This is a genomic window from Brevibacterium sp. OS20 (assembly GCF_056837565.1).
Genome location: NZ_CM166367.1, coordinates 247,528 through 265,280, shown reverse-complemented (window position 1 = coordinate 265,280; position 17,753 = coordinate 247,528). Strand labels below are relative to the sequence as shown.

General features: G+C 65.0%; 19 protein-coding genes. 4 read left to right on the top strand and 15 right to left on the bottom strand.

From position 1 onward, the window contains the following. Positions 1–7 precede the first annotated feature (7 nt). From ACVZTU_RS01210 to ACVZTU_RS01170, 9 genes are all read right to left on the bottom strand, one after another. Entirely contained in the window at positions 8–604 is a 597-nt protein-coding gene (locus ACVZTU_RS01210; protein WP_376905046.1) for a tripartite tricarboxylate transporter TctB family protein, read from the bottom strand. Beyond that, complete coding sequence (locus tag ACVZTU_RS01205) at positions 601–1,665, bottom strand: tripartite tricarboxylate transporter substrate binding protein (protein ID WP_376905047.1); 1,065 nt, start codon at positions 1,663–1,665, stop codon at positions 601–603. Before ACVZTU_RS01205 ends, ACVZTU_RS01210 begins: the two co-directional genes overlap by 4 nt. Positions 1,666–1,734: 69 nt before the next feature. Continuing rightward, positions 1,735–2,949: a CaiB/BaiF CoA transferase family protein gene (locus ACVZTU_RS01200; protein ID WP_181271070.1), complete on the bottom strand. Its 1,215-nt coding sequence runs from the start codon at positions 2,947–2,949 to the stop codon at positions 1,735–1,737. A 13-nt stretch (positions 2,950–2,962) separates the two neighbouring features. Next, positions 2,963–3,910 (bottom strand): hydroxymethylglutaryl-CoA lyase, encoded by a 948-nt coding sequence (locus ACVZTU_RS01195; RefSeq protein ID WP_482401162.1) that lies wholly within the window; start codon positions 3,908–3,910, stop codon positions 2,963–2,965. 156 nt (positions 3,911–4,066) lie between these two features. Then, the gene (locus tag ACVZTU_RS01190) at positions 4,067–4,627 is read right to left on the bottom strand and encodes a dihydrofolate reductase family protein (RefSeq protein WP_482401161.1); all 561 of its coding nucleotides are present in this window, start codon (positions 4,625–4,627) and stop codon (positions 4,067–4,069) included. A 38-nt stretch (positions 4,628–4,665) separates the two neighbouring features. After that, complete coding sequence (locus tag ACVZTU_RS01185) at positions 4,666–5,133, bottom strand: acetyltransferase (RefSeq protein ID WP_180345552.1); 468 nt, start codon at positions 5,131–5,133, stop codon at positions 4,666–4,668. 1 nt (position 5,134) lies between these two features. Further along, complete coding sequence (locus ACVZTU_RS01180; protein WP_139467813.1) at positions 5,135–6,442, bottom strand: CaiB/BaiF CoA transferase family protein; 1,308 nt, start codon at positions 6,440–6,442, stop codon at positions 5,135–5,137. A 136-nt stretch (positions 6,443–6,578) separates the two neighbouring features. After that, positions 6,579–8,027: a sodium:solute symporter family protein gene (locus ACVZTU_RS01175; RefSeq protein WP_482401160.1), complete on the bottom strand. Its 1,449-nt coding sequence runs from the start codon at positions 8,025–8,027 to the stop codon at positions 6,579–6,581. A 1-nt stretch (position 8,028) separates the two neighbouring features. Further along, complete coding sequence (locus ACVZTU_RS01170) at positions 8,029–8,376, bottom strand: hypothetical protein (RefSeq protein ID WP_259358179.1); 348 nt, start codon at positions 8,374–8,376, stop codon at positions 8,029–8,031. A gap of 280 nt (positions 8,377–8,656) precedes the next feature. Between ACVZTU_RS01170 and ACVZTU_RS01165 the strand changes: the two genes are divergently transcribed. Then, on the top strand, positions 8,657–9,184 hold the full coding sequence (locus tag ACVZTU_RS01165; RefSeq protein ID WP_482401159.1) for a hypothetical protein: 528 nt from the start codon (positions 8,657–8,659) through the stop codon (positions 9,182–9,184). 91 nt (positions 9,185–9,275) lie between these two features. Here ACVZTU_RS01165 and ACVZTU_RS01160 read toward each other — a convergent pair whose 3' ends face one another. The 3 genes from ACVZTU_RS01160 to ACVZTU_RS01150 form a co-directional block, all read right to left on the bottom strand. Next, entirely contained in the window at positions 9,276–10,127 is an 852-nt protein-coding gene (locus ACVZTU_RS01160; protein ID WP_482401158.1) for a fumarylacetoacetate hydrolase family protein, read from the bottom strand. Between the two features lie 133 nt (positions 10,128–10,260). Then, entirely contained in the window at positions 10,261–11,178 is a 918-nt protein-coding gene (locus tag ACVZTU_RS01155; RefSeq protein WP_376905053.1) for a universal stress protein, read from the bottom strand. Then, positions 11,175–12,635, bottom strand: coding sequence for an APC family permease (locus tag ACVZTU_RS01150; RefSeq protein ID WP_482401157.1), 1,461 nt, complete (start codon positions 12,633–12,635; stop codon positions 11,175–11,177). Before ACVZTU_RS01150 ends, ACVZTU_RS01155 begins: the two co-directional genes overlap by 4 nt. A gap of 328 nt (positions 12,636–12,963) precedes the next feature. Here ACVZTU_RS01150 and ACVZTU_RS01145 point away from each other — a divergent pair, with 328 nt between their 5' ends. Together ACVZTU_RS01145 and ACVZTU_RS01140 are read left to right on the top strand one after the other, a co-directional pair. After that, positions 12,964–13,374 carry an ArsR/SmtB family transcription factor gene (locus ACVZTU_RS01145; RefSeq protein WP_420096894.1) on the top strand — a complete coding sequence of 137 codons (411 nt, stop codon included), beginning with the start codon at positions 12,964–12,966 and terminating at the stop codon, positions 13,372–13,374. Between the two features lies 1 nt (position 13,375). Continuing rightward, entirely contained in the window at positions 13,376–13,873 is a 498-nt protein-coding gene (locus ACVZTU_RS01140; protein ID WP_482401156.1) for an SRPBCC family protein, read from the top strand. Positions 13,874–13,924: 51 nt separating this feature from the next. Here ACVZTU_RS01140 and ACVZTU_RS01135 read toward each other — a convergent pair whose 3' ends face one another. The 3 genes from ACVZTU_RS01135 to ACVZTU_RS01125 all read right to left on the bottom strand — a co-directional run bounded on the left by ACVZTU_RS01135 (position 13,925) and on the right by ACVZTU_RS01125 (position 16,826). Then, positions 13,925–14,131: a hypothetical protein gene (locus tag ACVZTU_RS01135; protein ID WP_482401155.1), complete on the bottom strand. Its 207-nt coding sequence runs from the start codon at positions 14,129–14,131 to the stop codon at positions 13,925–13,927. Between the two features lie 206 nt (positions 14,132–14,337). Beyond that, positions 14,338–15,018, bottom strand: a complete 681-nt coding sequence (locus tag ACVZTU_RS01130; RefSeq protein ID WP_482401154.1) for a GntR family transcriptional regulator — start codon at positions 15,016–15,018, stop codon at positions 14,338–14,340. 2 nt (positions 15,019–15,020) lie between these two features. Next, positions 15,021–16,826: a gamma-glutamyltransferase family protein gene (locus ACVZTU_RS01125; protein WP_482401153.1), complete on the bottom strand. Its 1,806-nt coding sequence runs from the start codon at positions 16,824–16,826 to the stop codon at positions 15,021–15,023. 204 nt (positions 16,827–17,030) lie between these two features. Here ACVZTU_RS01125 and ACVZTU_RS01120 point away from each other — a divergent pair, with 204 nt between their 5' ends. After that, the gene (locus ACVZTU_RS01120) at positions 17,031–17,732 is read left to right on the top strand and encodes a YoaK family protein (RefSeq protein WP_482401152.1); all 702 of its coding nucleotides are present in this window, start codon (positions 17,031–17,033) and stop codon (positions 17,730–17,732) included. Positions 17,733–17,753: the final 21 nt, after the last annotated feature.

Sequence of the window (17,753 nt, the reverse complement as noted above, 5' to 3'; positions counted from 1 at the left end):
CCGCCCCCTAACCCAGGATCCCGACCGGCAGGTACACGGCGAGTCCGTAGACGAACGCCGTGTAGACCACGACCGCGAAGAGGACGGAGAAGATGAGGTTGCGAATCCACTTCTCAGGTGCGTAGATGCTGGTCAGCCCCATCAGGAACGCCGCCGTCGACAGCAGGAATCCGACTGGGATGAGGATCGCCAGATAGACGAAGAAGAGCGCGAACTGGAATACGACCTTGCGCACCTGCGGCTCCGGCGGGGCTTCGAGGACGATCCCGCTGACCCCCTCCTGACCGGAGGATCGGTCGGCGGTTTCAAGGGATGATTCCCCCGCCGAGGCGGCCGTACCGTCCCCGTCCCTCGCCGGAGTCGTACGTGCAGTTCCCCCGGACCCGGTCCCCGCCTCGGCGAGGGTGTCCTTCCGGTGCCGGACGACGGCCTGGCCGGCGAGGAAGAGGCCGAGCACGATGAGTCCGATCCCGACGATGGCGGGGAAGGTGCGCGGGGTGACGATGTTCGCGGTCTCCTGGATGGAGAACGTCGCGATGTAGTACACCGCGCCGATGACGGCGATGGCGCCGCCGGTGATGAGGTCGGTGCGGAAAGCGGTCATTTGCTGTTGCCCAGGTCGGTCTCGTTGACGCCTTCGGCGACCGTCTTCGCCGCGTCGTCGACGTAGGCCTGGGCGTCGTCGCCGGTGTGGAACTCGGTGGCCCACTGGTTGTTCTTCAGCGTCTCCTGCCAGGCGTCGGACTTGCTCACGTCTTCGAGCGCCTTGGCCCAGAAGTCCACGGCTTCCTGCGGCATCTCGGCGGGTCCGTAGACTCCGCGCCAGTTGCCCAAGGTCACGTCGTAGCCGGAGTCCTTCGCGGTGGGCACCGTGTCGAAGGGCGCCGCCAGCGGTTCCTGGGCGAAGGTGACGAGGGGTTCGATGTCGCCGGCTTCGATGACGGAGCGGAATTCGCTCATGCCGGCGATGGCGACCTTCGCGTCCCCGTTGAGCATGGCGGTCGTCTGCTCGCCACCGCCGTCGTAGTTGACGAAGTTGATGTCGGCCGGGTCGACGCCGGCTTCCTTCGCGAACAGGGCGAACGGCAGAGTGTCGTCTCCGGCGGCCGCGACGGTGACCTTCTGCGGGTCGTCCTTGAGCGCCTTGACCAGGGCGTCGAGATCCTTGAAGTCCCCGTCTTTCGGCGTCACGACCATGAAGTCCTCGACGTAGAGGGTGGCGATGAGCGTCGTGTCCTCGGGACCGAACTCGCAGAGGTTGCGCGCCTTCATCGTCTGGCTGGCCAGGGAGGTGATGGCGATCTGATCGTCCTTGCCCTTCTCCTGCTGCATCATCGACGTCAGCCACGAGCAGCCGGTGCCGCCGGGCTTGTTCTGCACGGGCAGCGGCGAGGAGACGATGTCTTCCTTCTGCAGCGCCTCGACCAGCGCGCGTGCCGTGGTGTCCCAGCCGGATCCGGGTTCAGCCGGAGCGGTGACCGAGACCGGTCCCTTCGGATAGTCCCCGCCCTCGCCCGGGGGCTGCGCCTTGTTCCCGCAGGCAGCGGCGACGAGGGCGACCGAAGCGAGCACCGCCCCGATCTTCGCCGCGCGCTTGCGGGTACTCGTCGACCCTTCCTTCGCCGAGGCGGCCGTCCGTGTGCGTGTGATCGTCGTTGATCGCATGAGCTGTCCCCTTGTGTGTTCGGTTCTCGATATTCAGTGGTGTGCTTGGTGGTGCCGCTGGCTGAGTTGTCAGTCCAGGCGGTTTTCGTCGGGCTGGGGTCCGTCGACCGGCGGGCCCGTCGGCACTGCGGGGCCGTCCCGGTAATGGCTGTTGTGGCGGCCGGGTTCGGGCACGTCGCTGCGCAGCCCGAGCCGGTTCCCGTCGAAGGTCAGCGGCAGCAGCGGCACATCCACCCTTGCACCTGTCGGCAGCCCGGTGTGGGCGAGCGCTCCGGAGGCCACAAGGTGCGGGTCGTCGGTGAGGTCGGCCGGGGTGTTGACCGGAGCGACGGGCAGGCCGCGCCGGGTGCACTTGTCTTCGATCTCGGCCAGGCTCAGCTGTGACAGTGCCTGCTGGAGCTCGCGATGAATACGGTCGCGCTGGTCGACTCGGCCCTGGTTGGTCAGCATGTCCGGGTCGGCGGCCAGCCCCGTCAGTCCGAATTCGTCGCAGAGGTCGCGCCACTGCCCGTCGGAGACGGCGGCGACGAAGACCTGGTTGTCATCAGCATCGCGGAAGATGTCATAGACGGCCCAGGTTGCTTGCCGGGTCGGCATCGGGCGGGGTGGTTCGCCGCTGATCTGGGATTGAGCCATGTGCGTGCCGACGAGGAAGGCGTTGTTCTCGAACAGTGCGGAGTTGATGAGTTTTCCGCGGCCGGTGGTTTCGCGCACCCGCAGTGCCGACTGGATGCCGATGACTCCGAACATTCCGCCCATGATGTCGTTGACGCTGGCTCCGGCGCGCAGCGGCTGGCCGGGTGGACCGGTCATATACGCCAATCCCCCGAGCATCTGGACGACCTCGTCGAGGGCGGCGCGGTTCCCGTAGGGCCCGGAGAGGAATCCCTTGAGTGAGCAGTAGATGAGTCCGGGGTTGCGGGCCGAGAGCTCCTCGTATCCGAAGCCGATCGATTCCATCTTCCCGACGCGGAAGTTCTCGAGCAGGACATCGGCGGAATCGATGAGGTCGAGGACACGGTCACGGTCGGCCGCCTCGGCGATATCGAGTTGGACGCTGTGCTTATTGCGGTTGAACGCGGGGAACAGCCCGGATCCGGACCCGGGCAGGTAGCGGGTCTTGTCGCCGGCTCCGCGGGGTTCGATCTTGATGACCTCGGCGCCGAGGTCGGCGAGGATCATCCCGCAGCTGGGACCCATGACCATGTGGGAGAACTCGATGACGCGGATGCCTTCGAGCGGCAGCGGTTCGGGGGTCGTTGCCTGGGTCTGTTCGGCGGTCATGTGGGAAGTCATTTCAGACCTTCGCCGAGGCGGCCGCGAACCGGTCGTCGAAGACCGCGGGGGTCGCGGGGATGTCCGACAGGCTCGAAGTCAGGTCGTGTCCGACGGCGGCGATGAGGGGGTCGCGCACCTCGGTGAGCGCCTCGACGTCGACGCCGGTGGCCACGCCCTCGCGGTGGAGGAGGTGGACGAGGTCGTCGGTGCCGATGTTGCCGGCGGCGCCCGGGGCGAAGGGGCAGCCGCCGAGTCCGCCCATGGCCGCGTCGAAGTTCGCGATCCCCAGATCGAGGGCGGCGATGACGTTGGCCATGCCGAAGTTGTAGGTGTCGTGGAGGTGGAGGTTGACCGGCTTGTCCGGGAACGCGTCGAGAACCGCCGAGGTGTTGCGGCGGACCAGCGATGGGTTGGCGTTGCCGATGGTGTCGGCCACCCCGACACTGTGGGCTCCGGCGTCGACAAAGGGACGGAGGACCTCGACGAGGTGGTCAGCCTCGGTGATCCCGTCGAAGGGACAGATGAAGCTCACGGCGGTCGTGATGTCGAAGCGCAGTCCCCGGTCACGGGCGAAGACGGCGGCGTCCATGAGGCGGTCGGACGCCTCGGCGATGGAGGCATCGGAATTCGCTTTCGAGTGTCCTTCGGAGGCCGAGAGCACGAGTTTGATGTTCTTCGCCCCGGCGTCGACGGCCCTTTGGGCGCCCTTGAGGTTGAAGACGAGGGTGAAGAACTCGACCCCGTCGGCCTCGTGTGGTGCCAGACGGCGCAGCAGTTCGTCGGTGTCGGCCATCTGCGGGACCTTCTTCGGATTGACGAAGGAGCCGACCTCGATGTGCTTGAGTCCCGAGCCGATGAGCTTCTCGGCCAGGGCGACCTTGACATCGGTGGGCACGATGGCTTCTTCGATCTGCAGCCCGTCGCGCAGAGTGGTGTCGAGGATATCGACGGAAGTGGGCCGGACCATGGGACTCCTTCACGCAGGCTCCCGCTGAACGGGAAACGGTTCGTCGCCGCGCGACCATGCGCGACTCCACTCTCGTTATATAACGCGCTCAGTCCAGGCAACAGGCTTTGTTCGGCATATGAGAGGTCGGGAAGAATTGCCTGAGTTCAGTCCCGTCTATCGGGAAGCCTGCTTCTTCGGCCGGTATGTCTGAATCGCGTGGCCGGCTTCGAGTTCGCTGCGGTCGACGAGTTCCAGGTCGACAACGTCGCTCAGTCCTGCGAAGAGGTAGGGTCCGTGCCCGGCGATGCAGGGGTGGACGACGATCTCGAACTCGTCGATGAGACCGAGTTCGGCCAGAGCCAGCGGCAGCGTCACTCCCCCTGTAGCGAGTCCCGTCACCGATTGCTCCTTGAGCTCGCGGACAGCGGTGCCGAGATCGCCGCGGATGAGTTCGGAGTTCCAGTCGACGCTGTCCAGGGTGCTGGAGACGACAAATTTGCGAGCCGGGTCGATGGCCGCAATGAACGGGTCGAGGTCCTTTTCCGGGGTCGTGTCACCTTCGGGCCGGCGCCAGGCGTCTTCCATCATCTGGTAGGTGATGCGACCGAAGATCAGCCCGTCGGCACGCTTGAGATTGTTCGCATGATGGCGATGGAAATCATCGCTGATGACTCCCACGCGATGATCACAGCAGCCGTCGACGGTGACGTTGATCGAGTACCTCAGCTCGCCCATGGCATAAGAGTAGACCTGGGCGGGCACTGCTGGAAGAGTCAATTCCCGCTGGCGTCGGCATCCCCAGCCAACCTCATGTGCAGGATCGGATAGGGCCGCCCGGCTTCATCGGTCTCACTGCGTCCGATCATTTCGAACCCCTGGTGCCGGTAGAACTCCAGCGCTGAGGTGTTCTGTTCATTGACGTCGACCGTGGTCACATCCTCGTGTTCGATCGCATAGTCAATCAGCGCGGAGCCGATCCCCCGGCCCCGTTCACCAGCGTCGATGAAGAGCATCGCGAGGTCTCCGTCGACGACCCCGCAAAACCCTACGGCTCGGCCGTCCAATTCAGCGACGGTGAGTCTCACGGCCGGAAAGTAGTCCGCAGCCAGATGCTTCTCGATCTCGTCCCGGTCGTCGTCGGACAGAAAATCATGCGTGGCGTCGACAGCGCTGCGCCAGATCGCCACAAGGGCAGGGACGTCAGAGCACCCGGATGCGGGCCGAAGCCTGAGGGCTGTCATATCAGTCCGTGTCTTTGGCGGCACCATCGACGTTCCCCTCCGAGTCGGCACCGAAATCCGCCTCACCGCGTGCGGCCGAGGCGAGGCCCAGCCACGACAGCACCTCGTCGGTGTGTTCGCCCAAGTCGGGCCCGAGGTGGTCGATCGCGATCGATTCGCCGCCGATGACCGGGGTGATGCCGGGGAAGGCGACGTCTTCGAGGACTTCTTCGCCGGTGGAGACGTCGAGGTTCTGAATCATCCCGCGAGCGGCGAGCTGCTCATCGGCGACGAGATCTTCGGCCGTGTAGATGGGTCCCGCCGGAACGCCCACTTCCTCCAGAGTCTCGACGACGTCCTCGACTGAACGCTGCGCGCACCACGCCCCGATGGCTTCGTCGAGTTCGTCGCGCCGCTGCCAACGGCCGGCATTCGTCTGCAGGTCGGCATCCTCGGCGAGGTCGGGACGGTCGATCGCCGTCATCAGCCGCGGGAAGATTCCATCCCCATTACCGGCGATGACCACGGACTTCCCGCCGGCGCACATGTAGCCGTTCGAGGGCGCGATGCCCTCCATCCGACCGCCGGTGCGGGTGCGGACCTCGCCGAATGCGGAGTAGTCGGGGACGAGGGATTCCATCACGGAGAACATCGCCTCGTTGAGCGCGACGTCGACGGTCCGCTCCGACAGCGGACCCTTGCCTTCGAAGCTGTGCGCGGATCCGACGACCGCCTCGGCGGCTCCGGCGATCTTCTGCCGCTGTCGGTCGAAGAGCATCATCACGGCACCGAACGCCGCCTGCATTCCGGCGATCGAATCGCCGATCGAGATGCCCACGCGCACCGGCGGGCGGTCGGGGTCGCCGACGAGTTCGCGGAAGCCGGAATATCCTTCGGCGACGGCGGCGAAACCGGGCCGGGACGACATCGGTCCGGTCTGGCCGAACGCTGAGATGCGCACGAACACAAGGTCGGGGTTCGCCTCTTCGAGCACGTCGGGGCCGAGTCCCCATTTCTCGAGGGTGCCGGGGCGGAAGTTCTCGAGCAGGATGTCGCTGCGGCGGACGAGTTCGAGCACAGCTTCGCGTCCCTCGTCGCTGCGCAGGTCGAGCACGACCGACTTCTTGTTGCGGTTGATCGTGCGGTAGAGCATCGAGGTGTCGCCGGCCTTGAGCCGCCAATTGCGCAGCTCATCGCCGGTGCCGGGGCGTTCGACCTTGATCACCTCGGCGCCGAAGTCCGCAAGCATCCGCCCGGCGGTGGGTGCGGCGATGTAGTTTCCGAGTTCGAGGACTCGCACACCGGAAAGGGGAAGTCGGTGCGTGCTCATGACGATGCTCCTAGTTGTGCGTGGTTCGGTTCTCCCATGGTGCCAGGTGTCGGGGCGATCGGCGCGGATATCCGCCGCCCGGGCGGTCGGACGGTCCACCTCCCCGAGGCGGTGCTCAGCTGTTCCGCAGCGTGACCTACGCGCGTTGACCGATGGATTCGGTCGGAATCTCAGCCTTCGACCGACCGACCCCGGCACGCACGGCTTCGCAGACCGCAACGACGAGGATGTTGACGCCGAGGCCGATGATGCCTTCGCTGATCGCCCACGGCAACGGCAGCCAGAACGTGTAGGCGATGACGACGATCAGTCCCGCCGCGAGACCGGCGATGATCGAGCGAACACTGAGACGACCGCGGAAGAAGAGAGCCGCGGCGATCGCAGGGGCGAGCTGGTCGAGGCCGGAGAAAGTCAGCAGCAGGAGGTTCGCCAGCAGGTCGGGCATGACGATGGCCAGCAGCAGCGACAGGGCAGTGGCGACGACGACGATGATCTGAGTCGCAGTGAACTGATGCCGTTCGGATCTGATCCGGAAGACATTGCGTGAAGCCAGGGTCGAGATACCGATGAGCAGCGCGGCCGAGGGCACCATCGCCGTGGTGATTCCGGCGACGGCGAGGACTCCGATCACCCAATCGGGGAACATCTGTCCGGACAGGTGGAGCAGAGCCGAGTCGGCGTCGGTGTTCCGACCGAGGATGATGACGGCCACGTAGCCGACGATGAGCGGCAGGACGATGAAGGTGTTGTAGATCGGCAGCCACAGGTAGTTCTGACGCAGCACCGCGGAGCTGCGGGCTGCGAGGATCGGCGGCCACATGTGCGGAAGAGTCACGAAGGCCACGCCGATGGCGCTGATCGCCATGTTCGAGATGTACCAGGGGATGCCGTATTCCTCTGTGCCGTGGACGCTCAGGAGGTCGGGCATGGTCGCAGCGACGGTGTCGAAGACGTTCGTGAATCCGCCGGTGAAATGGATGGGGATCGAGATGCACACGACGAAGAGCATGACGAGCATGAGCGCGTCTTTGAAGTACGCGGTCGTGGCCACGCCTCGCAGACCCGACCACAGGACGAAGGCGACGACGAGGATGAAAGCGATGACCATTGACCACACGCCCGTCGTTCGGTTACCGGTGACGAGTTGAACGATGAGGCTGAGTCCGGTGATCTGCAGCTGCAGGTAGGGCAGCAGAAAGATGACTCCGCAGATGCCTGCGATGACTCCGAGGGTGCGCGAGGAGTAGCTGTGTTCGAGGAAGTCGGCCTGTGTCAGGTGCCCGCGTGCTTTGGCCATGCGCCAGATCTTCGGGCCGATGAAGTAGAGGACCAGGTAGCCGAGGGGTACGTAGGGCATCGAGTAGAAGGCGGCGGCGCCTCCCGAGACCACGAGTCCGGCGGTACCGAGGAAGGTGAAGGTGGTGAAGGTTTCGCCGGCCTGAAGCAGCCAGGTCGTGGCCACGCCGAAGCGTCGGCCGCCGACGGTCCACTCGGAGAGGTCGGCATTGGGCTTCTTGCGTCCGATGAAACCGAGAATTGCGACGAGGACGATTCCGCCGAGGGTGACGATCTCGATAGTGCTCATCTCAGCCCTCCCGACCGTTGTCGGGGTGTGCCTGCACTTCCGGTCGGTCTCCGACTTTGGCCGATTCGAGCCTCTCGGCTTCTTCGAGGGCAAGGTCGTCGAGGTGGCCCTGCCGTTCGAGATCGGGGCGGGTCTTCTCAATGATCAGGAGGATGCCGGTGACGAGGAGGCTGCCGGGCACACAGGTCCACCACAAGATGGTCGGCAGCCCGAGAAACAGATGTGGGCCGTTGAGAATCGGCAGCCATTGGAGGACGAAGGCGGCGATCACCGGAATGAGACAGAGAACCGCCCAGACCGTGACGCGACCTTTCGTCACCCGTCGTGTGTCGGAATCGGGTGTACTCATTGTGCCTCCCGCACTCGTTCGGCCGGTCTGCTCGGCCGGCGGTCCGACCACCATGGTCACGACCACGTCCATCTTCTCTCCACAATCGGTGCTGGACGGTGACGAAATGCCGCTGACAGCAAAGTCGCATTGAAAAGCCCCCTTGGCTGAACATCAGCTGCGGCTTGAGTGAACTTCGTGCAACATTCCTTGAACTCTATTGTCAGCCAGGCTCTGGGTACCGAAGACTGGCAATCGAGTCGCAGACAGCGATGATTCGTCACCGAATGAGGAGTTGGACATGGAATCGAACGATTTCGCAGGCAACAACGACAGCGGTCAGAACGACTTCGGCAATGAGCAGCAGAGCGGTCCCGAGGGACAGCAGAGTGGCTTCGGCGATCAGGGTGGCCAGCAGGGCCAGTCGGGCCAGCAGGAGCAGGGTGGCTTCGGCGGCCAGGATCAGCAGGCCCAGGGCGGCCAGGAACAGGGCGGCTTCGGGGGCGGCCAGGAACAGTCCGGCGGATTCGGTGGAGATGACCGTGAGCAGGGTGGCCAGCCCAGGGGTCAGGAACAGGACGGACCCGGCGGCGATGATCGCGGCCGGCAGGCTCAGGGCGGTCAGAACGACGGCGGGTTCGGCGGAGACGACCGTGGCCAGCAGTCCCAGGAAGGACAGCAGTCCGGCGGCTTCGGTGGAGACAACGACCGCGAACAGGGCGGCCAGCAGGGTCAGTCGGATCAGCAGGAGCAGGGCGGCTTCGACGGCCGGGATCAGGCCCAGGGTGGCTTCGGTGGCGAGCAGGGCGGCTTCGACGAGAACCGCTGATCTCAGCCCTCACCTGATCCGGCGTCATCGTTGAGACGCCGATCCGCAAACACAAGCGGCGCACCAGTCATCGGTGCGCCGCTTCGTGCATTCACTCCGTGACGGTCACGATCTGTCGGTGTCGGCCGAGGCCCTCGAGCTCGATTTCGACGACGTCGCCGTCGACCAGGTACGGGTACTGCCCCGACAGCGCGACGCCCTGCGGTGTGCCGGTGAGGATGACGTCGCCCGGTTCGAAGGCCATCGCCTGGCTGAGCTGGAAGATGATCTCGCCGGCGGAGAAGATGAGGTCGCTCGTCGACGAATCCTGCCTGGCTTCGCCGTTGACCCAGCTGCGCAGGCGCAGGTTGCCGGGGTCCACCTCGGCGGCGGGGCGGATCCACGGCCCGATCGGGGTGAACCCGGGCAGATTCTTCCCTTTCGACCACTGGCCCCCGGACTCCTCGATCTGCAGTCGGCGTTCGGACAGATCGTTGCCGAGCACGTACCCGGCGACGTGATTGAGTCCTTCCTCCGCCGAGGCGGCCCTGAAGGTCCGTGATCCGATGACCACTCCGAGTTCGACCTCCCAATCGGCCTTCGCCGCATACGGCGGCAGTTCGATCGGGTCGTTGGGCCCGGCGATGGTCGAGGGCATCTTGAAGAAGATGACGGGTCGCTCGGGAGGTTCGGCTCCGGCCTCACGAGCATGCGCTGCATAGTTCATGCCCACGCACACGATGGCTGAAGGTCGGGTCAGCGGCGCGCCGATGCGCATCTCATCAGCACCATCGAGCGGCTTGAGTTCCCCAGCGTCAAGCGCGCTTCGGACGCGTCCGATGCCGTCGGCAGCGAAGAAGTCCGGGTCGATGTCATCGGTCAGCGGGCGGAGGTCGAAGCAGACTCCGTCATGGCGGACCGCCGGAATCTCGTGTCCTATCGGTCCCAGTCGCAGCAGTTCCATGCGGTTCCTCTCTACTAGCTCTCGGCCACGTCGTTGTGACCTGTCGCCAGGCTAGCGAGACTGCCTGCGCTAATTTGGAACTGCTCAAGCATTGGACACCCGCAGGCGTCGAAGCGCCCACCCGGACCGACCGTCACACGGTCTGCTGGCGCGTGTAATCGGCCTTCGCTCGACGGGGTACGACGACGATCGGCACCGGAGAGTTCTGCAGGATCCGCATTGCGTGGCTGCCGAGCGAGACCCGCTTGAGCGCACCCAGCCCGGAGGATCCGAGCATCATCACTTCCGGATGCTTCCACTCGACAGCGCCGAGCGCCGCGGCCCAATCGGCGCCGGTTCCCACGACGACGTCCGTCTCACCTGGCTTGATGTGCAGCTGCTCGATCGAGCACAGGATCTTGTCCGTGTCACGCTGGACGGTCTTCGTCCATTCGTCGATGACGCGTGACTCCATGTCGAAAGGCACGTTCGCCGAGGCGACCACACGCGAACGCGGGGCGAACGAAGCGATGCGGAACGGCACGTCCGACTCCGCCGAAACCATCGCAGCACCAAGAATGAGATCCGCCGAGGTGGACGACCCCGAATACGCGGCAGTGATCCGCTCCAGCCGCGCCCCTGCAGGCGCTTCGAATCCGGCCGGGGCCAGGGCCACCGGCAGCCTGGCGCTGTGCAGCAGACCGTTCGACACCGACCCGAGCGCGATCTTGCCCGGCTTCCCTTCCGACGATGGTCCGACGACGAGGCGATAGGCGTCGGTCTTCTCGCACATCTCGAGCAGACCGCGCCGCGACGACCGCGCGGAGTGGAGGACGCATTCGGACTCGATATCGCTGGGAATGAGCGCACGCGCCTCGTCGAGGGCCGCCTCGGCGACGGTGCGGAACCTGTTCTCGTACTGGCTCTCGAAGTGCACGGGCGCCATCGGGAACGCAGCGGAGTCCACGGCGGTTGCGACGATCCGGCGTCGATAAGTGCGGGCGAGGACGATGCCCAGCTCGACGGCTGCGCGGTTGTCCTGACCTGGGGCAAGACCGACGACGATGCTCATTTGGCTCCTCCTGTGGAGTCCGGTCCGGGGGATTCGGGATTGGTGGGTCCCGCCTCGGCGAGCTGCTTGCCGAGGACGGAGGACTTGCGGCCGAAGATGAAGTACAGGCTCAGGATAAAGGCGGTCCAGATGATGAAGACGACGATAGTGATGACCTGCAGGCTCGAGATGATCCAGAAGCAGCCGATGATCGAGAGCACCGGCAGGACGGGATAGAACGGGACCTTGAAGCCGCGTTCGAGGTTCGGTTCGCGCACGCGCAGGATGATCACGGCCAGGGAGACGACGACGAAGGCGACGAGGGTGCCGATCGAGGTCATCTCGGCGAGGAAATTCAACGGGATGAAGCCGGCGAGGACCGCGATGACGGCGGAGACGACGATCGTGCCTTTGACCGGGGTGAGTGTGCGGGGATTGACCTCGCGGAAGAGCTTGGGCATCATTCCGTCGCCGGCCATTGTGAAGAGGATGCGGGACTGGCCGTAGATGGAGACCAGGGTGACGGAGAAGATCGAGATCACCGCGCCGGCGGCCACGACCGTGCCGGGCCACTGCGAGCCGACGATGTTCTCGAGGATGGCCGACAGGCCTGCGGTCTGTCCGTCGAATTTCTCCCACGGCTGGGCGGACAGGGCGGCGACGGCGACGAGGACGTAGACGGAGGTGACGATGATGAGGGCAGCGATGAGAGCTCGGGGCATCGTCTTCTTCGGGTTCTTCGTCTCATCGCCGGCCGTGGCGACAGCGTCCATGCCGACGTAGCTGAAGAAGATCAGACCCGAGCCGGCGACGACTCCGGAGATGCCGAAGGGGGCGAAGTCGGCGAAGTTATTCGAGTCCCAGCCGGTGACGCCGACGCAGATGAAGAAGATGAGCACGCCGATCTTGAGGCAGACCATGATCGCATTGACGACGATGGATTCGCCGGTGCCGCGCACCAGCAGGAAGCAGCACATCGCCAGCAGCAGGATGGCAGGCAGGTTGACGATGCCGCCTTCTTCCGGCGCGTAGGCCAGGGCGTGCGGGATCTGGAATCCGAAAAGATTGAACAGCAGCTGGTTGACGTACTGCGACCAGCCGACCGCGACGGCCGCACCGGCGACTCCGTATTCGAGGAGGAGACACGCGGCCACCCCCATCGCCGGCAGTTCGCCGAGGGTCGCGTACGCATAGGAGTAGGAGGAACCGGAGACGGGGACGGATCCTGCGAGCTCGGCGTAGCAGATGACCGCGAGGCCGGCGACGGCGCCGGCGATGACGAATGACCAGATCACGGCGGGTCCCGCCACCGGAACGGACTCGGAGAGGATGAAGAAGATGCCGGTGCCGATGGTTGAGCCGACGCCGACCATCGTCAGCGAGAACAGCCCGATCGTGCGTTTGAGATCGGTCTCGACGTCTTCCTTCTGCCGCGGAACCGGTTTGATCCGGAACAGCTGCTGTCGCAGTGTGGGCATGTTCATCTCCAGACTTCATCGTCTTACTTGCCTGTCGGCGGAGCCCGTCGCGCACCGGTCAGGTGCGCTCGCTGCTCGCCGCTACTGAGACCATACGACAGACTGCGCGGTCCAATTCGGTTTCTACCGGAATTCATCGGTGCGAAATCCGTCGCCTCTCGCCGAGGCGGCCCCGACCCTGCGCACGTCACTGCAGGTGGAGCACGAGATACGCTCCAACGAATACTTTATTCAACTAAATGGTTGACTTACGGGAACTGGCAGACATACCCTTTCATCAACCCATTGGTTGAATGATTGTTTCGATTCAGATTCACAGGAGGCTCAAGTGGCCGATCAGCTGTCCAAGGTCTTCGCCGCTCTGGCCGACCCGACGAGGCGGGACATGGTGGCCAGACTCAGCGTCGCGGACTCGACGGTGAACGAACTCGCCGAACCCTATGACGTCAGCCTGCAGGCCGTATCGAAACATCTCAAGGTGCTCGAGGACTCCGGACTGGTCTCCCGCACCCGTGACGCCCAGCGCAGACCAGTCCACCTCGAAGACAATGTGTTCGATCTGATGACGAAATGGATCGAAAGATACAAGCAGCAGGCAGAGGAACGTTACCAACGCCTCGACGGGGTCCTCGAAGCGATGAACGCGGACGAGGAAGCGAACGACTCGGACTCCAGCGCCGCCTCGGCGGAGGGATTCGAGGACACATCACCCCACAGAAAATCACGCAAAGGAGCATGACATGACCACCACAGACACCGCAGCCGACTATTCGACTCTCAAGCTCGACGTCCCCGAGGGGGTGCAGACCGTCTCGATCACCCGCGATTTCGCCGCCTCACCGGACAAGGTGTTCCGGGCCCACATCGACCCCGAACTGTTCGTCAAGTGGTGCGGACCGGACTCGATCACGAACACGATCCGCGAATGGAATGCGACGACCGGCGGGAACTGGAGCTATGTTTCGAACAACGATCGCGGCGAGTACGCGTTCTTCGGCTCGTTCCACGAGGTGCGGGAGAACGAGCGCATCGTCCAGACCTTCACCTTTGAGGGATTCCCGGACGCGGTCAACCTCGAGATCCTCACACTCACGGACCTCGGCGACGGGCGGACACGGCTGATGTCGACCTCGATCTTCGACTCGCTCGAATCCCGCGACGGCATGGTCGCCTCGGGTATGGAGCACGGCATCGTCGAGGGCTACAACAAGCTCGACCGCCTCCTCGTCGAGGCCTAATTACTACGTGACGGCGGCTGAGCAACCTGGCGCCAGGTTGCTGAGCCGCCGTCAGGTAGTTCGGGAGGGGTCGGACGACTTCGCAATGTACAGGCACAGCTCGTTGATGCCGATGAGGAAGACACCAGAGCCCAGCAGGACTGCACCCGGGACCTCGACCGCGAGGATCAGCAGGATGATTCCCGCAACGACGAGCGGATAGCTCAATGCTGTCAGCAGCAGGGAGCGACGGGCGGGTTCCTGCAAGTTTCTGATCACCGTTCCAGTTGATGGGCTGGGCTGACTGGACCGTCATCACGTCCGACGAACCTTCAACGGGCGTCGTAACGGCGACGGGGCCACTCAACAGTAGCGGGTCTCCGAGTCGATGTATCTCCCACAAAAGGATGAAATTCGCTCTCCAAGGCACCTGACGGCGGCTGAGCAACCTGGCGCCAGGTTGCTGAGCCGCCGTCAGGTAGCAATTAGGGGCGTTCGGACATGGTGGCGAAGTAGGAATCGCGGCTGCGGCGCACGTGTCGGGCCATTGTCCCGGCGGCTTGCTGGACCTGGCCAGCATCGATGGCAGCGATGATCTCGCGATGCTCCGGCCACGCCTGTGGGCCTCGACGCATGAGGTTGAGCGAGTACAGCCACTCGATCTTGCCGGAGATCTGACGCAGCAGGCTGATGAACGACAGGCTCCCGCTGAGCTCGGCGACCGCGAAATGGAATCGCATATTCAGCACCGCGAGGTCTTCAAAGCGCTCATCAGCGATGACGGCGTCGCCGGCCTCGAGGATCTCGTTGATCTCCGCGCGGATCTCCGACCACTTCGCATCATGCTCGCCGCCGGCACTGAGCTCGGCGGCCCGGCGGGCGGCGCGCTTCGCGGTCGCCGATTCGAGCACGATGCGGATCTCGAACAGATCCTCGGCATCCTCGGCCGGGGAGGGCGCGACAACCGAACCGCTGAACTTCCGGGACTCGACGAGCCCATCGGCCTCAAGAGTTCGCAGCGCTTCCCGGATCGGAATCCGCGACACCTCGTAGCGTTCGGCCAGGGCGACCTCACGCAGCTTGGTCCCGGGCTCGAGCTTGCCCTTGATGATGTCGGTGCGGATCTGCGCGGCGACATCCAGTGGCGCATCGTGCGAATCAGCCATGATCATCTCCCCGCCGCATAACCCTGCGCTCCACGCGGATTCGCTCCGGCGCTCAGCCGCCCCGTCGCCGGATCCCGGGTCACGCACGACAGCCGACCGAGCTCCCACTCCCCCGCCCTGGTCACGTCATGACCGCGGTTGATGAGTCCGTTGATGACGTCCTCGCCGAGGCGGTCCTCGACGACCGCCCCACCCGGAACCCAGGTGCGCGGCCAGAACGATCCCGCCAACGACGTCGTGTGCAGTGCCGGTGCGTCGATGGCCTCCTGCGCACGGTAGCCGCCGACGAGCATGCGCAGGATCAGCAGCAGCTGCCACTGTTCCTGCTGGTCACCGCCGGGTGAGCCGAGGGCGATGACCGGCTGCCCGTCTCGGGAGATCAAGGTCGGGGTCAATGTCGTGCGCGGACGCTTGCCCGGGCGCAGTGCCGAGGGGGCCGCCTCGTCGAGCCACATCATCTGCAGCCGGGTGCCGAGGCAGAATCCGAGCCCGGGGACGGTCGGCGAGGATTGCAGCCACCCTCCGGACGGGGTCGCCGAGATCATATTGCCCCACCGATCGACGACGTCGAGGTGACAGGTGTCGCCGTTGTTCACGCCGTTCTTCTGTACGGTCGGCTCCCCGATGCCGGCTTTGATCAGCGCTTCTTTGTCATCACCTTCGGGAATGAGGGGGGTGGTAAAGACGGGCGCCGCACCGTCCCGGCCGAGACCGGGCCGGAATTCCGCCGATGCCTGCTCGGTGATGAGTTCTCGTCGGGAGGCCGCATAGGAGTCGCTGAGCAGCCAGTCGAGGTCGACGTCGGCATCGCCGTAGTAGGTGTCACGGTCGGCCATGGCCAGCTTCAGCGCTTCGAGGATCGTGTGCGCTCCGCTCTCGGTCGACGGGTCGAGGCGGTCATCGTCGAAGCCCTCGAGGATTTTCAGAGTCTGCAGCAGCACCGGACCTTGACCCCAGGCGCCGATCTTCGCGACCTGATATCCGCGGAAGTCGATGGTGACGGGATCTTCGAACCCAGCGTCGAAGACGGAAATGTCCTTCAGCGTCATGACTCCGGCGTGGTCGCCTCCGGTCGAGTGTCTGTGCGCGGTGGTGATGAAGTCGGTGATCGCCCGCGCGACGAATCCGGACTTCCACTCCTGCCGGGCCGCTCGGATCCGCTCTTCACGTGTCGCAGCGCCGTCACCGGCGGCGATGAGTCTGCGCAGCACATCGGCGTAGGCGTGGTTGAACACCAGCTCGCCGGCATCGGGAACTCGGCCTTCGGGCATCCACTGTGCGACCGAGGTCGGCCAGTGCTCGGTGAAGAGTTCGCTGACCTTCGCGATCGTCCCGGCTGTTCGGGCGAGGATCGGATGCCCGTTGTCGGCGTAGTCGATGGCGAAGTCGAGGACGTCGGCGAGCTCCCACGTCCCGTGGTGTTCGAGCAGGTTGAGCCACGAGTCGACGGCTCCGGGAACGGCGGCGGCGAGAGCCCCGGAGCCGGGGACCATATCGAGGCCCTCGCCGAGGAAATGCTCGATCGTCGCCGCGGCCGGAGCCGGCCCTTGACCCATCATCACCTGTGGCCGGGAAGGCTCGGCGGCGGTGGCGAAGATCCCGGTCATGTCACCTCCGGGTCCGTTGAGGTGGGGCTCGACGACGTGGAGGACGAAGGCTCCGGCGACGGTGGCGTCGAAGGCGTTCCCGCCGCGTTCGAGCACCGCCTGCGATGTTGCAGTGGCCAACCAGTGCGTCGATGCCGTCATCCCGAAGTGCCCCTCGAGGGTGGGGCGCGTGGTGAACGCTGGGGGCGGGGTAAAGGTCATGATCGAAGTCCTTCAGCAGTGGTCAGCTGATCGTGGTTCGGCGTGCAAGCCTTGGTCAGCTGTCGATAACGACGATACCCGGACAACTCCAGCCAACTCTCGATTGCATGCCAATCGTCATCTGATTACAGTTTTGTATACAAATTACCCCTCACGGCGACATTCCGGCACTGCCGCCGGCTCCACTCGCCCGGAAAGGACACCATGACTCGTCGCCTCGACCTGGCCATGCTCCTGCTGCTGACCTTTTCCACCGGCATGGTCGACGCCATCGGCTACCTCGGCTTCGACAAAGTCTTCACCGGCAATATGACCGGCAACGTCGTCATCCTCGGCATGGGCCTCGCCGGCGCCGACGGCGTTCCCGTCCTCCGCCCCGCCCTCGCCCTCGTGTTCTTCATGGTCGGCGCGGCACTGTCGGGTCGCATCCTCGGCGACATCGGCGAGAACTGGCACCACCGGACGACCGCAATCTTCTCCGGCGTCGCCGTCGGCTGTGCCGCATTATCCGTCTACGTCGCTGTCGTCCCCGACCCCGAGATCGGGCTTGCCGGCACGATCTTCACCTCGGCGCTGTCCGCGCTCATGGGCGCGCAGGCCGCGGCTGCACGGAAGATGAAGATCGCCGATGTCACCACCGTGGTCGTGACCTCGACGATCGTCGGCCTCGCAGCAGACTCGAGCCTGGCCGGCGGCGACAACATCCGCTGGATCCGCCGAGCCCTCGCCGTCGTCCTCATCCTCATCGGAGCGCTGGCCGGTGCCGCCACGCTCATGCTCAACCAGTGGATCGGCATCGCCCTCGTCGCCGTCATGATCGCCACCGCAGCCGTGATCGGCCACCTCGGGGAGAAGAAGAGACGAACCCGCGCCGAGACGGCCGCCGCCGTTGCCTCGAACGCCTGAGTTCCGTATTCGCCCAGTCGG